The 18,788-nt window shown below is 65.0% G+C and carries 19 protein-coding genes; 8 read left to right on the top strand and 11 right to left on the bottom strand.

What is annotated here, in order from left to right; translation table 11 throughout:
• From AC0IYS_RS18805 to AC0IYS_RS18780, 6 genes are read left to right on the top strand one after another with little or no spacing between them, the layout of a single operon-like run.
• Window positions 1-372 (top strand): FliM/FliN family flagellar motor switch protein, encoded by a 372-nt coding sequence (locus tag AC0IYS_RS18805; protein WP_177196625.1) that lies wholly within the window; start codon window positions 1-3, stop codon window positions 370-372.
• On the top strand, window positions 369-1,151 hold the full coding sequence (gene fliP / locus AC0IYS_RS18800) for a flagellar type III secretion system pore protein FliP (RefSeq protein WP_471706602.1): 783 nt from the start codon (window positions 369-371) through the stop codon (window positions 1,149-1,151). Before AC0IYS_RS18805 ends, fliP begins: the two co-directional genes overlap by 4 nt.
• A 29-nt stretch (window positions 1,152-1,180) precedes the next feature.
• Window positions 1,181-1,453, top strand: coding sequence for a flagellar biosynthetic protein FliQ (locus AC0IYS_RS18795; RefSeq protein ID WP_090313971.1), 273 nt, complete (start codon window positions 1,181-1,183; stop codon window positions 1,451-1,453).
• Between the two features lie 19 nt (window positions 1,454-1,472).
• The gene (locus tag AC0IYS_RS18790) at window positions 1,473-2,261 is read left to right on the top strand and encodes a flagellar biosynthetic protein FliR (protein ID WP_471706600.1); all 789 of its coding nucleotides are present in this window, start codon (window positions 1,473-1,475) and stop codon (window positions 2,259-2,261) included.
• A complete protein-coding gene (locus AC0IYS_RS18785) occupies window positions 2,254-3,393 on the top strand; it encodes an EscU/YscU/HrcU family type III secretion system export apparatus switch protein (RefSeq protein ID WP_471706599.1) in 1,140 nt (379 codons plus the stop codon). The genes AC0IYS_RS18790 and AC0IYS_RS18785 overlap by 8 nt, the downstream gene beginning before the upstream one ends.
• The gene (locus tag AC0IYS_RS18780; RefSeq protein WP_471706598.1) at window positions 3,390-5,477 is read left to right on the top strand and encodes a flagellar biosynthesis protein FlhA; all 2,088 of its coding nucleotides are present in this window, start codon (window positions 3,390-3,392) and stop codon (window positions 5,475-5,477) included. Before AC0IYS_RS18785 ends, AC0IYS_RS18780 begins: the two co-directional genes overlap by 4 nt.
• A 33-nt stretch (window positions 5,478-5,510) precedes the next feature.
• Here AC0IYS_RS18780 and AC0IYS_RS18775 read toward each other — a convergent pair whose 3' ends face one another.
• The 10 genes from AC0IYS_RS18775 to AC0IYS_RS18730 form a co-directional block, all read right to left on the bottom strand.
• Window positions 5,511-6,263: a class I SAM-dependent methyltransferase gene (locus AC0IYS_RS18775; protein WP_471706597.1), complete on the bottom strand. Its 753-nt coding sequence runs from the start codon at window positions 6,261-6,263 to the stop codon at window positions 5,511-5,513.
• A 19-nt stretch (window positions 6,264-6,282) separates the two neighbouring features.
• Window positions 6,283-6,693: a hypothetical protein gene (locus AC0IYS_RS18770; RefSeq protein ID WP_471706596.1), complete on the bottom strand. Its 411-nt coding sequence runs from the start codon at window positions 6,691-6,693 to the stop codon at window positions 6,283-6,285.
• A 5-nt stretch (window positions 6,694-6,698) separates the two neighbouring features.
• Window positions 6,699-8,060: a chromate efflux transporter gene (gene chrA, locus AC0IYS_RS18765; protein WP_471706595.1), complete on the bottom strand. Its 1,362-nt coding sequence runs from the start codon at window positions 8,058-8,060 to the stop codon at window positions 6,699-6,701.
• 24 nt (window positions 8,061-8,084) lie between these two features.
• Window positions 8,085-9,044: a hypothetical protein gene (locus tag AC0IYS_RS18760; RefSeq protein ID WP_471706594.1), complete on the bottom strand. Its 960-nt coding sequence runs from the start codon at window positions 9,042-9,044 to the stop codon at window positions 8,085-8,087.
• A 54-nt stretch (window positions 9,045-9,098) separates the two neighbouring features.
• A complete protein-coding gene (locus AC0IYS_RS18755) occupies window positions 9,099-11,315 on the bottom strand; it encodes a tetratricopeptide repeat protein (RefSeq protein ID WP_471706593.1) in 2,217 nt (738 codons plus the stop codon).
• 95 nt (window positions 11,316-11,410) lie between these two features.
• Window positions 11,411-12,319: a hypothetical protein gene (locus AC0IYS_RS18750; RefSeq protein WP_471706592.1), complete on the bottom strand. Its 909-nt coding sequence runs from the start codon at window positions 12,317-12,319 to the stop codon at window positions 11,411-11,413.
• 98 nt (window positions 12,320-12,417) lie between these two features.
• Window positions 12,418-13,311, bottom strand: a complete 894-nt coding sequence (locus AC0IYS_RS18745) for a flagellin N-terminal helical domain-containing protein (RefSeq protein WP_471706591.1) — start codon at window positions 13,309-13,311, stop codon at window positions 12,418-12,420.
• A 213-nt stretch (window positions 13,312-13,524) separates the two neighbouring features.
• The gene (locus tag AC0IYS_RS18740; RefSeq protein ID WP_471708905.1) at window positions 13,525-13,737 is read right to left on the bottom strand and encodes a flagellin; all 213 of its coding nucleotides are present in this window, start codon (window positions 13,735-13,737) and stop codon (window positions 13,525-13,527) included.
• A 226-nt stretch (window positions 13,738-13,963) separates the two neighbouring features.
• A complete protein-coding gene (locus AC0IYS_RS18735) occupies window positions 13,964-14,425 on the bottom strand; it encodes a flagellin N-terminal helical domain-containing protein (RefSeq protein ID WP_471706590.1) in 462 nt (153 codons plus the stop codon).
• 184 nt (window positions 14,426-14,609) lie between these two features.
• On the bottom strand, window positions 14,610-16,286 hold the full coding sequence (locus AC0IYS_RS18730; RefSeq protein ID WP_471706589.1) for an electron transfer flavoprotein-ubiquinone oxidoreductase: 1,677 nt from the start codon (window positions 16,284-16,286) through the stop codon (window positions 14,610-14,612).
• Window positions 16,287-16,531: 245 nt separating this feature from the next.
• Here AC0IYS_RS18730 and AC0IYS_RS18725 point away from each other — a divergent pair, with 245 nt between their 5' ends.
• On the top strand, window positions 16,532-17,308 hold the full coding sequence (locus tag AC0IYS_RS18725; RefSeq protein WP_090313962.1) for an SDR family oxidoreductase: 777 nt from the start codon (window positions 16,532-16,534) through the stop codon (window positions 17,306-17,308).
• On the opposite strand, the gene AC0IYS_RS18720 is transcribed toward AC0IYS_RS18725, so the two are convergent.
• The gene (locus AC0IYS_RS18720) at window positions 17,301-17,867 is read right to left on the bottom strand and encodes a LuxR C-terminal-related transcriptional regulator (RefSeq protein WP_471706588.1); all 567 of its coding nucleotides are present in this window, start codon (window positions 17,865-17,867) and stop codon (window positions 17,301-17,303) included. The genes AC0IYS_RS18725 and AC0IYS_RS18720 overlap by 8 nt on opposite strands.
• 209 nt (window positions 17,868-18,076) lie before the next feature.
• Here AC0IYS_RS18720 and AC0IYS_RS18715 point away from each other — a divergent pair, with 209 nt between their 5' ends.
• Window positions 18,077-18,775, top strand: coding sequence for a CoA transferase subunit A (locus tag AC0IYS_RS18715; RefSeq protein WP_209714198.1), 699 nt, complete (start codon window positions 18,077-18,079; stop codon window positions 18,773-18,775).
• The last annotated feature ends 13 nt before the right edge of the window (window positions 18,776-18,788 follow it).

Genomic DNA, 18,788 nt, shown 5'->3' with positions numbered 1-18,788 from the left:
ATGAACATGAACGTAGCCAACCCCACCGACGCCCTGCTGGAAGACTTGTCCGAGGAAATGATCATCGACCAGGTCGGCACCGAGCTGGCCGACGTGCCGGCCGTCGCGCCGCGCCGCGACCTGCCGGCGATGATGCGCAAGATCCCGGTGACGCTGACGCTGGAGGTCGGCTCGGCGCGCATCTCGCTGCAGGAGTTGATGGCGATCGGCCCGGACAGCGTGGTCGAGCTCGACGTGCTGGCCGGCGAGCCGCTGGTCATCAAGGTCAACGGCACCGCCATCGGCCGCGCCGAGGTGGTGGTGGCCGGTGAGAACTACGGCCTCAAAGTCATCGACCTGGACGGCCTCAATCTCGACATGATGACTTCATGACCCGGAGTGCGACGACGCGGTGGCGCCGGCCCGGCCTGGCCGCCGCCGGCGTGGCGGCGCTCGCGGCCGGCATGACCCTGGCGCTGGCGCCGGGCGCGGCCCAGGCGGTCGACCTGCTGGCCAACGTGGTGCCGGGCGCCAAGACCGAGCTGACGGTCAAGATGCAAATCCTGATCATCATGACCTTGCTGGGTTTGCTCCCGGTGATGGTCATGATGATGACCAGCTTTACCCGCTTCGTCATTGTGCTGTCGCTGCTGCGCCAGGCGCTGGGTCTGCAGCAGGGCTTGCCCAACCGGGTGATCACCGGGGTCGCCCTGATTCTGACCTTGCTGGTGATGCGCCCGATCGGCGACCAGATCTGGACCGACGCCTTCGTGCCCTACGACCAGGACAAGATCAGCCTGGAGACGGCGCTGCAAATCGCCGAAAAACCCATTTCCCGCTTCATGCTGGCGCAAACCAGCAAGGCCGCGCTGCAGCAGATCGCCCACCTGGCCGGCGAGGACAAAATCACCGTGCCGGCCGAGCACGCGTTCACCGTCAAGCTGGCCGCGTTCGTGCTGTCGGAGCTAAAGACCGCGTTCCAGATCGGCTGCATGCTGTTCATCCCGTTCCTGGTGATCGACCTGGTGGTGTCGTCGGTGCTGATGGCGATGGGCATGATGATGCTCTCGCCGCTGGTCATTTCGCTGCCGTTCAAGTTGCTGCTGTTCGTGCTGGTCGACGGCTGGACCCTTACCGTCAACACGCTCGTCACCAGCGTGCAGGCGTATTAGACAGATAGAGATAAAGATAGGCTAGCCCCATGCTGACTCCCGAAGTTGCCGTCGACCTGGTGGTCGAATCGCTGCACATCGTCATGCTGCTGGTGATCCTGCTGGTGGTGCCCGGCCTGATCATGGGCCTGCTGGTGGCGCTGGTGCAGGCGGCCACGCAAATCAACGAACAGACGCTCAGTTTCCTGCCCAGGTTGCTGGTCACCCTGCTGGCCATCATTTTGATGGGCCGCTGGATGGCCGGCTACCTGATGGACTTCTGCGTCTCCATTTTCACCCGCGCCGCCACGCTGGTCGGCTAGCCGCGCGCCCACCCGCGACATGGAACCGGTCCTGGCCCAGCTGCTGCCGATGCTCACCGCCATCTGGTGGCCGTTCTGCCGCATCCTGGCGATGTTCATCGGCGCCCCGGTGCTGGGCGAGGCCGTCACGCCGGTAACGGTGCGCATCCTGATCGCGCTGGTGCTGGCGGTGCTGATGCTGCCGGCCACTGGCGGCGTCGGCGGGTACCAGATCGACCCGTTCTCGATGCACGGCGTGGTCGCCACCATCGAGCAGGCGCTGATCGGCTTCGTGCTGGGGCTGGCGTTCCACTTCGCCATGTCGGTCATCGGCGTGCTCGGCTTTATGGTGTCGTCGCAGATGGGCTTTTCGATGGCGGTGATGAACGACCCGATGAACGGCCAGTCGTCGGACGTTGTGTCGGCGCTGTTGTCGGTGCTGTCGATCATCGTGTTCTTCGCCATCGACGGCCACCTGGTGATCTCCAACATCATCGGCCAGAGCTTCCGCGCCTGGCCGCTGGGGCAGGGCTACGCGCCGATCCTGCTCAACGCGGTGGCCTACAACGTCGCCTGGATCTTCTCGGCGGCGATGCTGCTGGCGATCCCGATCGTGTTTTCCACGCTGGTGGTGCAGCTCGGCTTTGGCTTTTTGAACCGGGTCGCCCCCAGCCTGAACCTGTTCGCGCTGGGCTTTTCGGTGATCACCATCTTCGGGCTGATGATGCTGGCCGAGGTGGTGCGCTTCATTCCCGAGCATTACGTGCGCATGACCAACCAGGTGCTCGAGCTGATCCGCCAGCAGATGCAGGTGGCCGCCAATGGCTGACAATAGCAGCGGCGACAAAACAGAAAAGGCTTCCCAACAGAAGCTCAAGAAGTCGCGCGACGAAGGGCAGGTGGTCCGCTCGCGCGACCTGTCGACGGCGATCGGCATCCTGGTGAGCCTGAAGCTGTTTGTTTACCTGTTGCCGACCTATATGGCCGAGTTCCACGAAATCTTCCACCAGAGCTTTGCGCCGTTCGACAGCACCGGGTCGATCGACAACGCGATGTCGACCGTGTTCGGCAGCGCCATGTGGCTGTTCATCAAGATGGTGCTGCCGCTATTCGTGGTGCCCTTGTTCATCGTGCTGGGCGCGATGGTGCCGGGCGGCTGGGTGATGAGCACCAAGCACTGGGCGCCCAAGCTGAGCCGCATGAGCCCGGCCGCCAACCTGGGGCGGCTGTTCGGCGGCAAGCACGCCTTCGAGCTGCTGGTGTCGATCGCCAAGGCCGGCGTGCTGATTTCCGTGCTGATCCACGTTGCCCGCTCGACGGTCAAGGATTACACGCAGCTGCAGCACATGCCGATGGGGCTGGCGATGATGAACGGCTCGAACCTGATGCTCGACGGCCTGATGGCGTTGATCGCCGTGTTCGTCATCTTCGCGTTGATCGACGTGCCGGCGCAGGCCTTCTTCTTCGCCAAGCAGCAGCGCATGAGCAAGCAGGACCAGAAGGAGGAGCACAAGTCGACCGAGGGCCGCCCCGAGGTGAAAGGGCGGATCCGCCAGCTGCAGCGCGCGCTGGCGCGCAACAGCGCCCGCAAGACCGTGCCCAGCGCCGACGTCGTCATCGTCAATCCGGAACACTACGCGGTTGCGCTGAAGTACGACCACGACCGCGCCGAGGCGCCGTACGTGGTGGCCAAGGGCGTCGACGAGATGGCGCTCTACATCCGCCAGATCGCCACCGAACACAAGATCGAAGTGATGGCGCTGGCGCCGCTGGCGCGCGCCATCTACAACACCAGCCAGGTCAACCAGCAGATCCCGGTGCAGCTGTACCAGGCGGTTTCGCAGGTGCTGAACTATGTGCTGCAATTGAAAGCATTCCGTACCGGGCGGCGCGCCGCCGAGCCGGCGTATCCGAATGAAGTCGTCGTCCCAACATCCATGAGCGAGGTTAAGCAGTCATGAATTTATTCCAGCGGTTGATCGCCGAAGCGCGTCGCCACAAGTTCGCCACACCGATATTCCTGTTGGTGATCCTGGCGATGATCATCCTGCCGTTGCCGCCGATTTTGCTAGACGTGATGTTCACGTTCAACATCGTGCTGGCGCTGATCGTCATCATGGTGGCCGTCTCGGCCAAGCGGCCGCTGGACTTCTCGGTATTCCCGACGGTGATCCTGGCCACCACCATGCTCAGGCTGACGTTGAACGTGGCCTCGACCCGGGTGGTGCTGCTGCACGGCCACCAGGGCACGGCCGCGGCCGGCGAGGTGATCGAGGCCTTCGGCGAGGTCGTCATCGGCGGCAACTACGTGGTCGGTATCGTCGTGTTCGTCATTTTGATGATCATCAACTTCATGGTGGTGACCAAGGGCGCCGAGCGTATTTCGGAAGTGTCGGCGCGCTTCACCCTGGACGCCTTGCCGGGCAAGCAGATGGCGATCGACGCCGACCTCAACGCCGGCCTGATCAACCAGGAGAAGGCCCAGGCGCGGCGCAAGGACGTCGCCGCCGAGGCCGACTTCTACGGCGCCATGGACGGCGCCTCCAAGTTCGTGCGCGGCGACGCCGTCGCCAGTATCCTGATTTTGATCATCAACATGGTCGGCGGCGTGGCGATCGGCTCGATCATGCAGGACATGTCGTTCGGCGACGCCTTCAAGCAATACGCGCTGCTGACCATCGGTGACGGCCTGGTGGCGCAGATCCCGGCGCTGCTGCTGTCGGCCGCCTCGGCCATCCTGGTGACCCGCATTTCCGACTCGGGCGACTTCGAGAAGCAGGTCGGCGACCAGGTGCTGACGTCGCCGCAGGTGATGTTCAGCGCGGCCGGCATGATGCTGATCCTGGCCCTGGTGCCGGGCATGCCGTGGCAGATGTTCGCGCCCTTCGCCATCGTGCTGGCCTATGTCGGCTGGAAGCTGGGGCAGGTGGTCAAGGCGCCCGACACCTCCGGCATCGACGCCATCGAGGCGGCGCTGCGCGACGACCGCGCGCCCGAGCTCGACTGGCACAGCCTGCCGGCGGTGCAGCAGTTGCAGCTGGCGCTGGGCTACAAGCTGGTCGGCCTGATCGACAAGACCCACGGCGAGCCGCTGACCAAGCGGGTGCGCGGCGTGCGCCAGAGCCTGTCCGAATCGATGGGCCTGCTGCTGCCGCCGATCGTCGTGCGCGACGACCTCGGCCTCAAGCCGTCGCAATATTCCGTGATGCTCTCGGGCAGCGTGGTGGCCCAGGCCGAGGTGTTCGCCGACCGCCTGATGGCGATCCCGTCGCCGAATGTTTACGGCCAGATCGACGGCATTCCCGGCATCGAGCCGGCCTACGGCATGCCGGTGACGTGGATCGAAACCAGCGAGAAGGCCAACGCGCTGGGGCTGGGCTACCAGGTGGTGGAGGCGCCGAGCGCGATCGCCACCCACCTGTCCAAGCTAATCCGCGAATACCTGCCGGAACTGTTCCGCCACGAGGACGTGCCGGCGCTGATGGACCGGCTCACGGCCCTGTCGCCCAAGCTGGCCGCCTCGCTCGACAAGGCGCTGACGCACACGCAGATGCTGCGCGTGTTCCGCGTGCTGCTGGCCGAGAACGTCTCGCTGAAGGATATCGTGCCGATCGCCACCACCCTGGTCGACAGCTCGGAGACCACCAAGGACCCGATCCTGCTGGCGGCCGAGGTGCGCTGCGCGCTGCGGCGCCAGATCGTCACCGGGCTGTTCGGGCAAAAGACCGAGATGCTGGCGTTCAACCTCGGCGGCGACCTGGAGAACATGCTGCTCGGCTCGCTGAACCAGGCGCGCCAGGGCGGCAAGGTGGTGTTGGACAATTACCCGATCGACCCGCACCTGCTGGCGCAGCTGCAAGTGAACATGCCGGTGGCGCGCGAGCAGATGAAGCAGCAGGCCACGCCACCGCTGCTGCTGGTGCTGCCGCAGATACGGCCGCTGCTGGCGCGCTACGCCAGGTTGTTCGCGCCCGGCCTGCACGTGCTGTCGTACAACGAGATCCCCGAGAACCGCGAAGTGAGCATCATCGGCACGGTGGGATAGACCGGGCGGAGCGGGCTGAACGCCCGTATGCGCCTAGCCGCCGAGCAGTTTCATTGCCCAGCTTGGCACGCGATTGAAGATGCAGTGGGTGACGCTGTTGAAGCTGCCGAACTGCAGTGCATGGCGCTCGGCCAGCAGCACCAGGCTGCGCTTTGAAAACAGGCTGATGTGCCCGTTGCGCGGTGAGGCATACCACCAGGTCAGCCGGCTGTTGGGCGTGATGTGCCCGTCCGACAGTAAAGTCGAAAAAATGACCACGCACTCGTCCTCCATCAGGGAAGTGATGTTGCGCATTAATTCAGACACGTCGGGCACATGTTCAAACACCTCGAACGCGGTGATGAGATTGAATTTGCCCAGATCTTCGATCCGCCGCTCATTGCGCGGAAACGGATCGTACGTGGTCGAGTTCCAGCCTTGCGAGCGCAAGTCTTTCGACAGCACGCCACTGCCGCCGCCGTAATCGAGGTGGCGGATCTGCTTGCGGCTTTCCCCGAACAGTTTTTTCAGGAATTCGGCGTTGCCCCGGGGGCGTATGCTGACGTAGTCGGGATCGATGTCGATGTAGCGATCATTGTAGATGTGGTCCTGGAACTCCTGGTCCGACCACTGGCCGAACTCCGGCGCCAGCGTGAAAGCGCAGCCCGGACAGCGATTGTAATAGATAGGCCGTCCCGATAGCGGCAGGAAGAATTGACGCGCTTCTTCACAGCTTTTGTTGAAATCGACGACGTCGTGGATGACCGTCTCGGTGTTGCATACGGGGCAGAGTGGATGGGTGGTCATGGCAATTCCGGTTAAGTCCTCAGTTCGCATGGCATGTATTGGCGGGGTAGAAGTAAAAGTTGGCCAGGGCGATGAACGGTGTGGCCGGCACGACCCTGTAGGTCAGCTCGCGGCGCTGCGCGTTGTAGCCGGTCAGCGCGCCGATCTTGCTGCGCAGTTGTACCTTCGTCAGATCCGTCGGGAACGGTTCGGTGCCGCCCAGGGTCAGCGTCAGAATGCCGGTGCCGGCATCCTGCCGCCATGTGCCGGGCTGGTAGAACCGCAGGCCGCCCTTGAACGCCAGCGTGCCGTCCTCCAGCATCAGCATGCAGATCGCCGGATACTCGGCGGCCGGGCTTTCCCAGGTCTGCACCACCTTCGGTGCCGGCTTGAGCAGGGTGCAGCCGCCCAGCGCGGCCAGGATCACTGCGGAATATAAATGTGCTTTCATGTGCCTCATTTGAGTAGGAGCGTCCAGGCCAGGCCGGCCAGTCCGCAGGCTGCCACGACCTGGATCACGCCGCGTTTGTAACGGAACAGGGCCACACCCGCCGCCAGCCCGATCAGTGCCGACGGCCACTCGAAGGCGCCGGTCCAGCCGTTGGGCCAGAGGGTGTGCCAGGCGAAAAACAGTGCCAGGTTGAGTATCACGCCGACCACGGCGGCGGTGATGCCGGTCAGCGGCGCGGTGAATTTGAGGTTGCCGTGCGTCGATTCGATGAACGGTCCGCCCAGCAGAATGAACAGGAACGACGGCAGGAAGGTAAAGCAGGTGACCACCGCCGCCGCCACCGCGCCCGACAGCAGCAAAGCGTCCGCGCCGAAGATCGCCGTGTTCCAGCCGCCGGCGAAGCCGACATACGAGACCACCATGATCAGCGGTCCCGGCGTGGTCTCGCCCAGCGCCAGGCCGTCGATCATCTGCGCCGCGCTGAGCCAGTGATGGTGCTCGACCGCGCCCTGGAACACGTAAGGCAGCACCGCGTACGCCCCGCCAAAGGTCAGCAGCGCGGCCTTGGTGAAGAACCAGGCCATGCGTGTGAGCACCGCGTCGGTGCCGAACACGGCGACCAGTGCGCCGATGCCGCCCAGCCACAGGGCCAGGTGCGCCAGCAGCACGATGCCGCAGCGCCGCCAGCTGAATTGCGCGTGGGCCGGGGGCGGCGTGTGGTCGTCGATCAGCGCCGGGCCCGCGGGCGCGGCGGCCTTGCCGTGGCCGCCCGCGCTGTTAAAGCGCTGCGGCGCATAGCGGCCGCCCAGGTAGCCGGCCAGGCCGGCCGCCAGCACGATCAGCGGGAACGGGATCGCCAGCAGGAAGATGGCCAGGAAGGCGGCCGTGGCGATCGCCCACAGCCAGCCGTTTTTCAGCGTGCGCGAACCGACCCGCCAGGCCGCGTGCAACACCAGCGCGGTGACGGCCGGCTTGATGCCGTAGAACAGTCCCGCCATGGCCGGCGTGTGGCCATAGGCCATATACATCCACGACAGGCCGATCAGGATGAATAGCGACGGCAGCACGAACAGCACGCCGGCGGCGATGCCGCCCCGGGTGCGGTGCATCAGCCAGCCGATGTAGATCGCCAGCTGCTGCGCCTCGGGGCCGGGCAGCACCATGCAGTAGTTGAGCGCGTGCAGGAAGCGTCGTTCGGAAATCCAGCGGCGCCGCTCGACCAGCTCCTGGTGCATGATGGCGATCTGGCCGGCCGGTCCGCCGAAGCTGATAAAGCCGAGCTTGAGCCAATACAGAAAAGCGGCGCCGAAGCTGACCGCTTCCGGCGCCGCCTGGGCGGTATGGTGTCCGATGTCTTTTGCACTCATGCGCGCGAGTTTATCATGCCGCTATCAGGCGGTTTCCACAAAAACGTCGTCCGGCGGCAGCGGCTGCGACAGCATGACGGCCATCTCGGCCATGGCCTTGAACACGGCCGCCGTCAGCGCCGCCGTGTGGGCCCGGGTGGGGTAGGGGTGCTCGCTGCTGGTCGGCGGCAGTTCGCGCCGCAGGCGGCAGCGCAGGATCGTCAGGCCGCAGCGGCCGACCATCGCCGCCAGGTGCGGCAGGATTTCGCGCATGTGCTGCATGGCCGAGGTATGGGCCGCGCCCACCTCCATGAACACGCCGTTGCCGCCCGCCGGTTCCATCTGGATCACGATCCGGCCCAGGCCGGGCAGCATCAGTTCGAGCCGCAGCGCCACGCGCGCGCGCTTGCGGCGCGGTGGCGCGGGCTCCTCGTCGTCGTTGACGACCACGCGCAGCACCAGCCGTTCCGCCCCCCAGGCGAACACGGCGAAGCGCCACGGTTCCATTTCCGTCACCAACGGCAGGCCGGGGCGGCCCTCGCGCAGCGCCGATGGCGTGTGCTCGGCCATGAACAGGCTCGACGGGACGTGCTTGCCGGCGGCCTGTTCCAGCCAGGCGGCGCGCTGCTCGCCGTAGGCGCGCACCATGGTTTGCCACGAGCCGGCCATCATGGCCGTGTCGGGCGGCTGCCACACCATCTGGCGCGACAGGAAGACCTGGTTGGGCCGCATCGCCGACGGCTCGGCCGCGTTGGGCAGGTCGGCCAGCGCGGCGGCCAGGGCCTCGAGCCCGGACTGCGGCAGCGGCTGGGCGTCGGGGCCGTCGAACGGCATGCCGACCCGGCCCGGCGCGGCCGGCGCGGTCGGCGCCTGCGGCGTGACCGGGTAGGGGGCGTTGCTGTCGCGCGCGTCGAGCGGTCCGCGCACGGCCGGCCCCGGCTGCCCGGACTGCCGCTCTGGAATGCCCAGCGGGCGCAATGTGGCGCCGACGCGGTCTACGGCCATCTCGCTGCCTCTCCGAATGATTGCCGGCCGCTGCCGGATGTGCGGCCGGCGGGATTATTCACACCCGTCGACCCCCGCAACCCCGTTCGCCGCTTCCCTGGCCAAGTCCGCCGCTACGGCGGCGATCACCGGCTCCCAGGCGCCGATGCGTTCCTGGCGGTACAGCGTGGCCGTTGGATACCACGGGCTGGTCGCTCCCTCTTGCAGCCAGCGCCATTCGAACGGCGTCGGCAGCAGGATCCAGACCCGCTTGCCGAGCGCCCCGGCCAAGTGGGCGACGCTGGTGTCGACCGTGATCACCACGTCCATCACGTCGCACAGCGCGGCGGTGTCGCCAAAGTCAAGCAGCAGTTCACTGACCTGGCGTACCGGCAGCGTGGCCAGCAGCGGCTGGTCGTCGGCCCGGATTTCTTTCTGCAAACAGATGAATTCGTACCGGTCGGACAGTGCCTTGGCCAGCACGGACAGCGGCAAAGTGCGGTTGTGGTCGTTTCCATGGGTGGCGCTGCCGCTCCACACCAGGCCCACGCGCAGCTTGGTCTTGGGGCCGAGCACCGCATTCCACTGCTCGCGCTTGGCCGCGTCGCTGCTCAGGTAGGACGGCGCCGATGGAATCGTGTCGACCCGGGTCTTGAAGGCGAAAGGCAAGCTCATCAGCGGGATGTGGAAATCGAAGGCCGGCAAGCTGCTGCCGGCGGCGACGATCTGGTCCACGCCGGCCAGCGTGCCCATCAGCGGTACCAGCGTTTTCGGCACTTCCAGCACCACCCGCGCGCCGCGCTGCTTGGCCAGCGCCGCATAACGGCAAAACTGCAGCGAGTCGCCGAAACCCTGCTCGGCGTGCAGCAGGATGGTCTTGCCCTGCAACGGCTCGCGACCGCTCCATTGCGGCTTGAGGAAGTGGCGCTTGTGCTTGTAGAGCGGCAGCTCCGGGGTTTTCCAGCGCCACTCATAGGCCGCCCAGCCGCGCTCGTAGTCGCCGCGGGCGAGCAGCATCAGCGCGCGGTTCCAGTTGCCCAGCGGTGAGTTCGGGGCGACCGCCAGCGCGCGATCGTAATTCTCCATGGCCAGATCGTCGAGGCCGAGCTTTTGCAAAATGCTGCCGAGGTTGATGTAAGCGCGCGGATTGCTCGGCGCCAGCTTGGTCAGTTTCTCGAAGGCGATGCGCGCCGACTCGTAGTCGCGGTCCTGGTCCGTGTTTTCCAGCACTTCGCGGGCGCCGTGCAGGGCCGCGCGTTCCATCTTCAATTCCAGCGCCTGGCGCAGGCTGGTGAGCACCTGTTCCTGCTGGCGGCTGTTGCCGAGCGCGCGCGCGTGGTCCTGGCGCAGCGTGTCGTCCTCGGGATCGAACTCGAGCGCGGAGGCGTACAGCGCGGCGGCCGATTCGTGTTGCCTGAGTTGTTCGAGCTCCCCGGCGCGCTTGCGGTAGGCCGCCACCAGCCCGGCTTGCAGCGCCAGCGCCTGGGTCTCGGCGTGCGCGGCCTCGTCGGCCCGGTCCAGCCGCCGCAGCGCCTGCGCCCGCTGCCGCTGGGCCTGCAGGAATTGCGGATGCAGGGCGATGGCCTGTTCGTGGCAGGCCAGCGCCTCGGCGTCGCGCCCGGCCGCCAGCAGCAGGCGGCCCAGGTTGTAATGGGCATCGGCGTAGTCCGGCAGCATGGCCAGCGCCTGGCGGTAGCTTTGTTCGGCCCCGTCCGGCTGGCCCAGATCCTGCAGGATGTTGCCGAGGTTGTTGTGCGCCTCGATGTTGTCCGGATTGATCGCCAGCGCCTGCTCGACGTTGATCTGCGCCAATTCATATTGTTTGGTTTGCCACAGCAGCAGCGCGCGGTTGTTCCAGGCCTGGTCGTCGCCGGCATCGAGCGCCAGCGCCTGGTCGTAGCCTTGCAGCGCTTCGTCGACCCGCATCAGCGACTGCAGCGTGACGGCGCGGTTGAAGTGCGTGTGGGCATCGGCGGCGTCGAGCGCCAGCGCCTTGTCGTAGCAGCGCAGCGCATCTTCCAGCAGTTGCAGCTCGCGCAGCGCGTTGCCGAGGTTGTTCTGCGCGGCCGCGTGGCCGGCGTCGACCGCCAGCGCCGAGCGGATAAAGCTGGCGGCCATTTCGAAGTTTCCGTTCTGGAAGGCAGCGATGCCGGTGTGGTGCAGCGCGTCGAAGTGCTGGGGCGCGAGCCGCAACACCTGCTCGTACACTTGCAAGGCCTGGGGCAGGTTGCCTTCGCTGTGCAACTGAACGCCCTGGGCGAACAACTGGTCGACGTTGGATGAAGTTGACATAGATGAGAGAGGAAAGAGAAATCGGGACGGGACGGTGTACTGATCATACCTGAGCAACATTCCTTCTGGCTAGTGAAGGCGGCGAGTAAGGGGCACTAAGGATTACCAGGGGCGTCGCGCGTTGCGTGCCCCTGGGCGGGTGGGCGCGACAGCAGCGTCGCCACTTCGGCCATGGCGCGGAAGAGCGCCGGACTGAGCGCGCCCGCCTGCGCGCGGCTCGGCTGCAGCGCGCCGGCCGGCGCCAGCGCGCCCCGCAGCCGGCAGCGCACGATGGTCAGGCCGCAGCCGTTGATACGCAGCGCCAGGCGCGGCAGCGTTTCGCGCAAATGCCGCATGGCCGAGGCGTGGACGGTGGCCAACTCGAGCAGCAGGCCGTTGCCGGCCGCCGCCTCGAGCTGAACCAGCACCCGGCCCTGGCCCGGCAGCACCAGCTCCAGGCGCAGCGCGGCGCGCCCGTGCCGGCGCTGGCCATGCCCGGGCTGCTCGTCTTCGATCACCACCTTGAGCACCAGCCGCTGGTTACCCCGGGCGAACACGGCGAAGCGCCACGGTTCGATCTCGGTGACCAGCGGCGGTGGCTGCCCGCCATCGCGCATGGCGGCCGGCGTGTGGTCGGCCATGAACAGGCTCGACGGCACATGCCGGCCGCTGGCCTGTTCCAGCCACGCCGCGCGCCGCTCGCCGTAGGCGCGCACCATGGTGTGCCACGACGCTGCCATGGCCGCGCTGTCGGGGGTCTGCCAGACCAGTTGGCGCGACAGGAACACCTGGTTGGCGCGCATGGCCGACGGCTCGTCCTCCTGCTGCGGCGCGGCGGCCAGCGCGGCGGCCAGCGTCTCGAGGCCCGACAGCGGCAGCGGCAGCGCTTCCGGGGCGTCGGCGCCCAGGGCCGACGCCGCGCCGACGGCGAGCGGCGGCGTGCCGACGGCCACGCCCGGCCTTGCGGCGGCGCGCGCCGCTGGGCGCTGGATACGCCCGGAGGCGCTGACGCGGTCGACGGCCATCGGGCTCGCCCTTCACGAATATTCGGTGAAAAAAAAGCCAACCGCATACCCGGTTGGCTCCCGTTCGCACTGTTCCGTCGCCGGAACAGGCAAGACTATTATTGCAGCAGGGACATGACCAGCGACGAGGTGCTGTTCGACTGCTTGAGCATCGCGGTGCCCGCTTGCAGCAGCATCTGCTGCGACGTCATGTTCGACGATTCGGCGGCGAAGTCGGTGTCCATGATGCGGCCTGCGGCAGCCTTGGTATTGGTCGAGACGTTGGCCAGGTTGTTGTAGACGTGTTCCAGGCGGTTCGAGGTCGCACCCAGGGTCGAACGCAGGTTCGACACCGAGTCGATGGCGCTGGCCAGCAGGTTGATGGCGCTGTTGGCGCCGTTGGCGGCGGTCAGTTCGGTGCCGACGGCGGTCGAGGCGGTGCCCGAGCTGCTGTAGCCGGCGGTGGCCGAGGCGATCGCGGCGTGCATGGAACCGACCATCGAGCTCATGTCGACGGTCAGCTTTTCGCTCGACGAGGCGCCGATCTGGAACGTCAGGCTGGCGTTCTGGAACGTGGCGGTGGTGCTGCTGGTGTCGGCGTTGAACAGTTTCTGGCCGCCGAACGAGGTGTTGCCGACGATGTTGGTCAGTTCGTTGGTCAGGGCGTCGAATTCGGCCTGCATCGACGTTTGGTCGGCGCTGCTCGAGGAGCCGTCGGCGGCCTGGGTGGCCAGGTCTTTCATGCGCACCAGGATGTTGGTGGTTTCGTCGAGGGCGCCTTCACCGGTTTGCATCAGCGAAATCGAGTTTTGGGTGTTGCGCATGGCGACGGTCATGCCGCTGGTCTGGTATTTCAGGCGCGTGGCGATCTGCAAGCCGGCGGCGTCGTCCATGGCGGAGTTGACGCGGAAGCCGGTCGACAGGCGGGTTTGCGAAGTCGACAGCGACGATTGCGTGCGCGAGATCGAGTTCTGTGCCGACAGGGCGGCGGCGTTGGTGTGAAGGCTCAGCATCTAATTACTCCTGGTAGGTGGATTCGGTCGGAGCGACGCTGTTCTGCGCTCTCCTAATGACAAGACGACCAACGCCGTGGAGATATTAAATGCTTTGTGGAAATTTGTTGAAATAAGTGCCGGAAAGGGCGGTGACGGGCGGAACGGGCGTAAAAAAGCCCGCAGTGCCGTCGGCGCTGCGGGCGCGATACCCAATTACTTTGCAGACTACTATTATTGCAGCAGCGACATGACCAGCGACGAGGTGCTGTTCGACTGCTTGAGCATCGCGGTGCCCGCCTGCAGCAGCATCTGTTGCGATGTCATGTTGGACGATTCGGCAGCGAAGTCGGTGTCCATGATGCGTCCCGCCGCGGCCTTGGTGTTGGTCGAGACATTGGCCAGGTTGTTGAACACGTGTTCCAACCGGTTCGACGTCGCGCCCAGGGTCGAACGCAGGTTCGAGACGGAGTCGATGGCGCTGGCCAGCAGGTTGATGGCGCTGTTGGCGGCGGTGCCGGTGGCCGTCAGTTGGGTACCAGATCGCGGTCGACGCGGTGCCGGCGGCGCTGTAGGCGGTGGCGGCAGCGGCAGATGGCGCTGTGCATCGAACCAACCATCGAGGACATGTCGACGGTCAGTTTTTCGCTCGACGAGGCGCCGATCTGGAACGTCAGGCGAGGCGTTCTGGAAGGTCGAGGTGCCGGTGCTCGTATCGGTGGCTGAACAGTTTCTGGCCGCCGAACGAGGTGTTGCCGACGATGTTGGTCAGTTCGTTGGTCAGGGCGTCGAATTCGGACTGCATCGAGGCCTGGTCGGCGCTGCTCGAGGAGCCGTCGGCGGCCTGGGTGGCCAGGTCTTTCATGCGGACCAGGATGTTGGTGGTCTCGTCGAGCGCGCCTTCGCCGGTTTGCATCAGCGAAATCGAGTTTTGGGTGTTGCGCATGGCGACGGTCATGCCGCTGGTCTGGTACTTCAGGCGCGTGGCGATCTGCAGGCCGGCGGCGTCGTCCATGGCCGAGTTGACGCGGAAGCCGGTCGACAGACGGGTCTGCGAGGTCGACAGCGACGCTTGCGTGCGCGAGATCGAGTTCTGTGCCGACAGGGCGGCGGAGTTGGTGTGAAGGCTTAACATCGAATGACTCCTGGTAGGTGGTTTCAGCGTAAGCGCAGCTATCCTGCGCCCACCAAAGAACAAGACGACCGTAGCCCCGAAGTAATTAAATGCTTTGTGGAAATTTTTTGAAAATATGTTCGATCACAGGTCCGACATAAAAAAACACAAGCCGAAGCTTGTGTTTTTGGAACTGGTCGCCCGATCACATATTCGGATAATTCGGCCCGCCGCCGCCTTCCGGCGTGACCCAGACGATGTTCTGGGTCGGGTCCTTGATATCGCAGGTTTTACAGTGCACGCAGTTTTGCGCGTTGATCTGCAGGCGGTCGGCGCCGGCATCGGTCTTGACGAACTCGTACACGCCGGCCGGACAGTAGCGCGCCTCCGGCCCGGCGTACTGGGCCAGGTTGACGTCGACCGGCACGCTCGGGTTCTTCAACGTCAGGTGGATCGGCTGGTCCTCGGCGTGGTTGGTGTTGGAGATGAACACCGACGACAGGCGGTCGAAGGTCAGCTTGCCGTCCGGCTTCGGATACACAATCGGCGCGAACTGCGAGGCCGGCTTCAGGCACTCGTGGTCGGCGTGGGTGTGGTGCAGGGTCCATGGCGCCTTGCCGCGGAAGACGATCTGGTCGATGCCCGTCATCAGCGAACCCAGCACCAGGCCCTTGTTGAGCCACGGCTTGACGTTGCGCGCCACGTGCAGTTCCTCGTGCAGCCACGATTTTTCAAACGCGGCCGGGAAGGCGGCCAGCTCGTCGTGCTGGCGGCCGGCGCCGAGCGCCTCGAACGCCGCCTCGGCCGCCAGCATGCCGGTCTTGATGGCGGCGTGGCTGCCCTTGATGCGGCTCATGTTCAGGAAGCCGGCGTCGCAGCCGATCAGCGCGCCGCCCGGGAAGACCAGCTTGGGCAGGGATTGCAACCCCCCTGCGGTGATGGCGCGCGCGCCGTAGGAAATGCGCTTGGCGCCCTCGAAGAACGGTTTGATGGCCGGGTGGGTCTTGTAGCGCTGGAATTCCTCGTACGGCGACAGGTAGGGATTTTCATAATTGAGCCCGACCACATAGCCGACCACGACCTGGTTGTTCTCCATGTGGTAGAGGAACGAGCCCCCGTAGGTGTTGTTGTCCAGCGGCCAGCCGGTGGTGTGGACCACCAGGCCGGGCTGGTGCTTGGCCGGGTCGATTTCCCACAGTTCCTTGATGCCGATGCCGTACGACTGCGGGTCCTTGCCCTTGTTGAGGTCGTACTTGGCCATCAGTTGCCGGCCCAGATGGCCGCGCGAGCCTTCGGCGAACAAGGTGTATTTGCCGTGCAGCTCCATGCCCAGCTGGAAATCCGAGCCGGCCTCGCCGTCGCGCTTGACGCCCATGTTGCCGGTGGCGACGCCCTTGACGGAACCGTCGTCGTTGTACAGGATCTCGGCGGCGGGGAAGCCGGGGAAGATCTCCACGCCCAGCGCCTCGGCCTGCTGGCCCAGCCAGCGCACCACGTTGCCCAGCGAGATGACGTAGTTGCCGTGGTTTTCAAAGCAGGCCGGCAGCGCGAAGCCCGGCGTCTTGAACGACTTGGTTTCGGTCAGGAACAGCACGCGGTCCTCGGTGACGGCGGTGTTGAGCGGCGCGCCTTTTTCCTTCCAGTCAGGGATCAGCTCGGTGAGCGCCTTCGGGTCCATGACGGCGCCCGACAGGATGTGCGCGCCCAGCTCGCCGCCTTTTTCCAGCACGACGACCGAGACTTCCTGGCCTTTGTCGGCCGCCAGCTGCTTGATGCGGATCGCCGCCGACAAGCCGGCGGGGCCGCCGCCGACGATGACGACGTCGTACTCCATCGCGTCGCGCGGGCCGTACTGTTCTACGAGATTTTGAGGCTGTGTCATGGTCTTTTTATAGTGGTTATGAGGTGTTTAATAGGGGGACGGCTACGTGATGGGAAAATTTTAGCACGAGTGTGCTTCTTTTTCCGTCCGAATGCAACTTTGGCGCCATTTTGAGGGACATTATTAGACACCGCAATCTAATACTGGCGATTTGTGTAATGATTACGTTTCGACAGCCGGGGCGGTCACCTGGGGTGCGACCCGGCCATCAAGAATTCGTCACCAATAAAATCTAGGAGTAGCTCGTGGGCATAGAAGTCAACTTTGAGGGAAAAATCGCGCTGATCACCGGCGCCTCCAGCGGTCTGGGAGCCCGGTTCGCCAAAGTGCTGGCCCAGGCCGGCGCCCAGGTGGTGCTGGCCTCGCGCCGCACCGAGCGGCTCAAGGAGCTGCGCGCCGAGATCGAGGCCGACGGCGGCGCCGCGCACGTGGTCAGCCTGGACGTGACCGACTTCGCCAGCATCAAGTCGGCCATCGCCCATGCCGAGACGGAAGCCGGTCCGATCGACATCCTGGTCAACAATTCGGGCGTGTCGACCACGCAGCGGCTGGTCGATGTCACCCCCGAGGACTATGCCTTCGTAATGGACACCAACCTGCGCGGCGCCTTCTTTGTTGCGCAGCAGACCGCCAAGCGCATGATCGCGCGCGCCAAGGGCGACCCGAGCAAGAAGCACCGCATCATCAACATCGCCTCGGTGGCGGGCTTGCGCGTGCTGCCGCAGATCGGCGTCTATTGCATGAGCAAGGCCGGCGTGGTGCAGATGACCAAGGCGATGGCGGTGGAGTGGGGCAAGTACGGCATCAACACCAACGCCATTTGTCCCGGCTACATCTCGACCGAGATCAACGAGGACTATTTCGCCAGCGAGCAGGGCCAAAAGCTGATCAACATGCTGCCGCGCAAGCGTCCCGGCACGCCGGAGGATCTGGATGGTTTGCTGTTGCTGCTGGCGGGGGAAGATTCGAATTTCATCAACGGCGCCATCATATCGGCCGATGATGGCATGACGGCTATGTAGTGAGCTGGATGCCGACCAGCTTGTGCACCAGTTCCGAAGAGGTCGAAGCCGAGAATTTACGCATCAGTTTGGCGCGGTGCATTTCCACCGTGCGCGGGCTGAGGTCGATCTGGCGGGCGATGCTTTTGCTGGTCTTGCCCTCGACCAGCAGGGCGGCGATCTCCCGCTCGCGCGGGGTCAGCTCGGCGGTGACGGGACGTTTTTCGCTGACGTCCTCGAAGGTCCAGATGCCGGGGCCGAGCGGTTCCTGGGCCTTCATCGAATGGCCGGTGACGTGGCACCAGAACAGTTCGCCATTGGCGCGGCGCATGATGCGCTCGTCCGAGTAGCGCCCCTTGGCGTTCATGATCGGAATGATGCGGTCGCCGGTGCGCAGGAACTCGTCCATCGTCGGATACAGCGACAGGAAGGACAGGCCTTCGAGCTGGGCGCGGGTGTAGCCGAACATCGACGCCAGCGCGTCGTTGCAGCGCTGGATGACGCGACTTTCCGAGATGCACATGCCCACCGGCGCGTGCAGGAAAATGGATTCGTAGTCGATGACGGGGGCGGCGTTCATGGCGAAAGTGGCAGGTAGTTCTACGGTATTGTGCTTTTAGAGAGCGTATTCTATGCTGAGACGCCGCATCAGTAGCACAGTTAACAACGTTATCAACTGATTTAGCAACAGAGACGAACAATCGACTTCGATAGATAAGAGACTTCGATACATAAGCGACTTCGATACATAAGACCAGCACCACTTAAATACAAGAGTTAAGGGACAACATGAACAAAATCTATCCGGATGCCGCCGCAGCCTTGGCGGGCGTCGTTCAAAACGGTCAAACGATCGCCGTGGGCGGCTTCGGTTTGTGCGGCATACCCGAAGCGCTGATCGGCGCGTTGCGCGATTCCGGCGTGACCGGCTTGACCGCCATCTCCAACAACGCCGGCGTCGACGGCTTCGGCCTGGGCCAGTTGCTGGAAACGCGCCAGATCAAGAAGATGATCGCATCCTACGTCGGGGAAAACAAGGAATTCGCGCGCCAGTACCTGGCCGGCGAACTGGAACTGGAATTCACGCCGCAGGGCACCCTGGCCGAGAAGCTGCGCGCCGGCGGCGCCGGCATTCCCGCCTTCTTCACCAAGACCGGCGTCGGCACCATCGTCGCCGACGGCAAGGAAATCCGCGAATTCGACGGCGAGCAATATGTGATGGAACGCAGCCTGGTGGCCGACGTGGCGCTGGTCAAGGCGTGGAAGGCCGACAAGGCCGGCAACCTGGTGTTCCGCAAGACGGCGCGCAACTTCAATCCGAACGCGGCGATGGCCGGCAAGATCACCATCGTCGAAGTCGAGCACCTGGTCGAGATCGGCGAGATCGATCCGGACGCCGTGCACCTGCCAAGCATTTTCGTGCACCGCATCGTCGTCAACGCGACGCCGGAAAAACGCATCGAGCAGCGCACCGTGCGCGCCAACTAAGAACATCGGAGAC

This window comes from Duganella sp. AC237, assembly GCF_979254035.1.
Note: the sequence above shows the minus strand (reverse complement) of the source record. Positions and strands in the feature narration are given on the sequence as shown.

Excerpts from the sequence above, each read along its gene's own strand:
- chrA (WP_471706595.1), bottom strand. The coding sequence starts at position 8,060 with ATGAGTGCAAAAGACATCGGACACCATACCGCCCAGGCGGCGCCGGAA.
- fliP (WP_471706602.1), top strand. The coding sequence starts at position 369 with ATGACCCGGAGTGCGACGACGCGGTGGCGCCGGCCCGGCCTGGCCGCC.
- AC0IYS_RS18770 (WP_471706596.1), bottom strand. The coding sequence starts at position 6,693 with ATGAAAGCACATTTATATTCCGCAGTGATCCTGGCCGCGCTGGGCGGC.
- AC0IYS_RS18805 (WP_177196625.1), top strand. The coding sequence starts at position 1 with ATGAACATGAACGTAGCCAACCCCACCGACGCCCTGCTGGAAGACTTG.
- AC0IYS_RS18735 (WP_471706590.1), bottom strand. The coding sequence starts at position 14,425 with ATGTTAAGCCTTCACACCAACTCCGCCGCCCTGTCGGCACAGAACTCG.
- AC0IYS_RS18745 (WP_471706591.1), bottom strand. The coding sequence starts at position 13,311 with ATGCTGAGCCTTCACACCAACGCCGCCGCCCTGTCGGCACAGAACTCG.
- AC0IYS_RS18775 (WP_471706597.1), bottom strand. The coding sequence starts at position 6,263 with ATGACCACCCATCCACTCTGCCCCGTATGCAACACCGAGACGGTCATC.
- AC0IYS_RS18795 (WP_090313971.1), top strand. The coding sequence starts at position 1,181 with ATGCTGACTCCCGAAGTTGCCGTCGACCTGGTGGTCGAATCGCTGCAC.
- AC0IYS_RS18785 (WP_471706599.1), top strand. The coding sequence starts at position 2,254 with ATGGCTGACAATAGCAGCGGCGACAAAACAGAAAAGGCTTCCCAACAG.
- AC0IYS_RS18750 (WP_471706592.1), bottom strand. The coding sequence starts at position 12,319 with ATGGCCGTCGACCGCGTCAGCGCCTCCGGGCGTATCCAGCGCCCAGCG.
- AC0IYS_RS18780 (WP_471706598.1), top strand. The coding sequence starts at position 3,390 with ATGAATTTATTCCAGCGGTTGATCGCCGAAGCGCGTCGCCACAAGTTC.
- AC0IYS_RS18790 (WP_471706600.1), top strand. The coding sequence starts at position 1,473 with ATGGAACCGGTCCTGGCCCAGCTGCTGCCGATGCTCACCGCCATCTGG.
- AC0IYS_RS18755 (WP_471706593.1), bottom strand. The coding sequence starts at position 11,315 with ATGTCAACTTCATCCAACGTCGACCAGTTGTTCGCCCAGGGCGTTCAG.
- AC0IYS_RS18760 (WP_471706594.1), bottom strand. The coding sequence starts at position 9,044 with ATGGCCGTAGACCGCGTCGGCGCCACATTGCGCCCGCTGGGCATTCCA.
- AC0IYS_RS18715 (WP_209714198.1), top strand. The coding sequence starts at position 18,077 with ATGAACAAAATCTATCCGGATGCCGCCGCAGCCTTGGCGGGCGTCGTT.
- AC0IYS_RS18720 (WP_471706588.1), bottom strand. The coding sequence starts at position 17,867 with ATGAACGCCGCCCCCGTCATCGACTACGAATCCATTTTCCTGCACGCG.
- AC0IYS_RS18730 (WP_471706589.1), bottom strand. The coding sequence starts at position 16,286 with ATGACACAGCCTCAAAATCTCGTAGAACAGTACGGCCCGCGCGACGCG.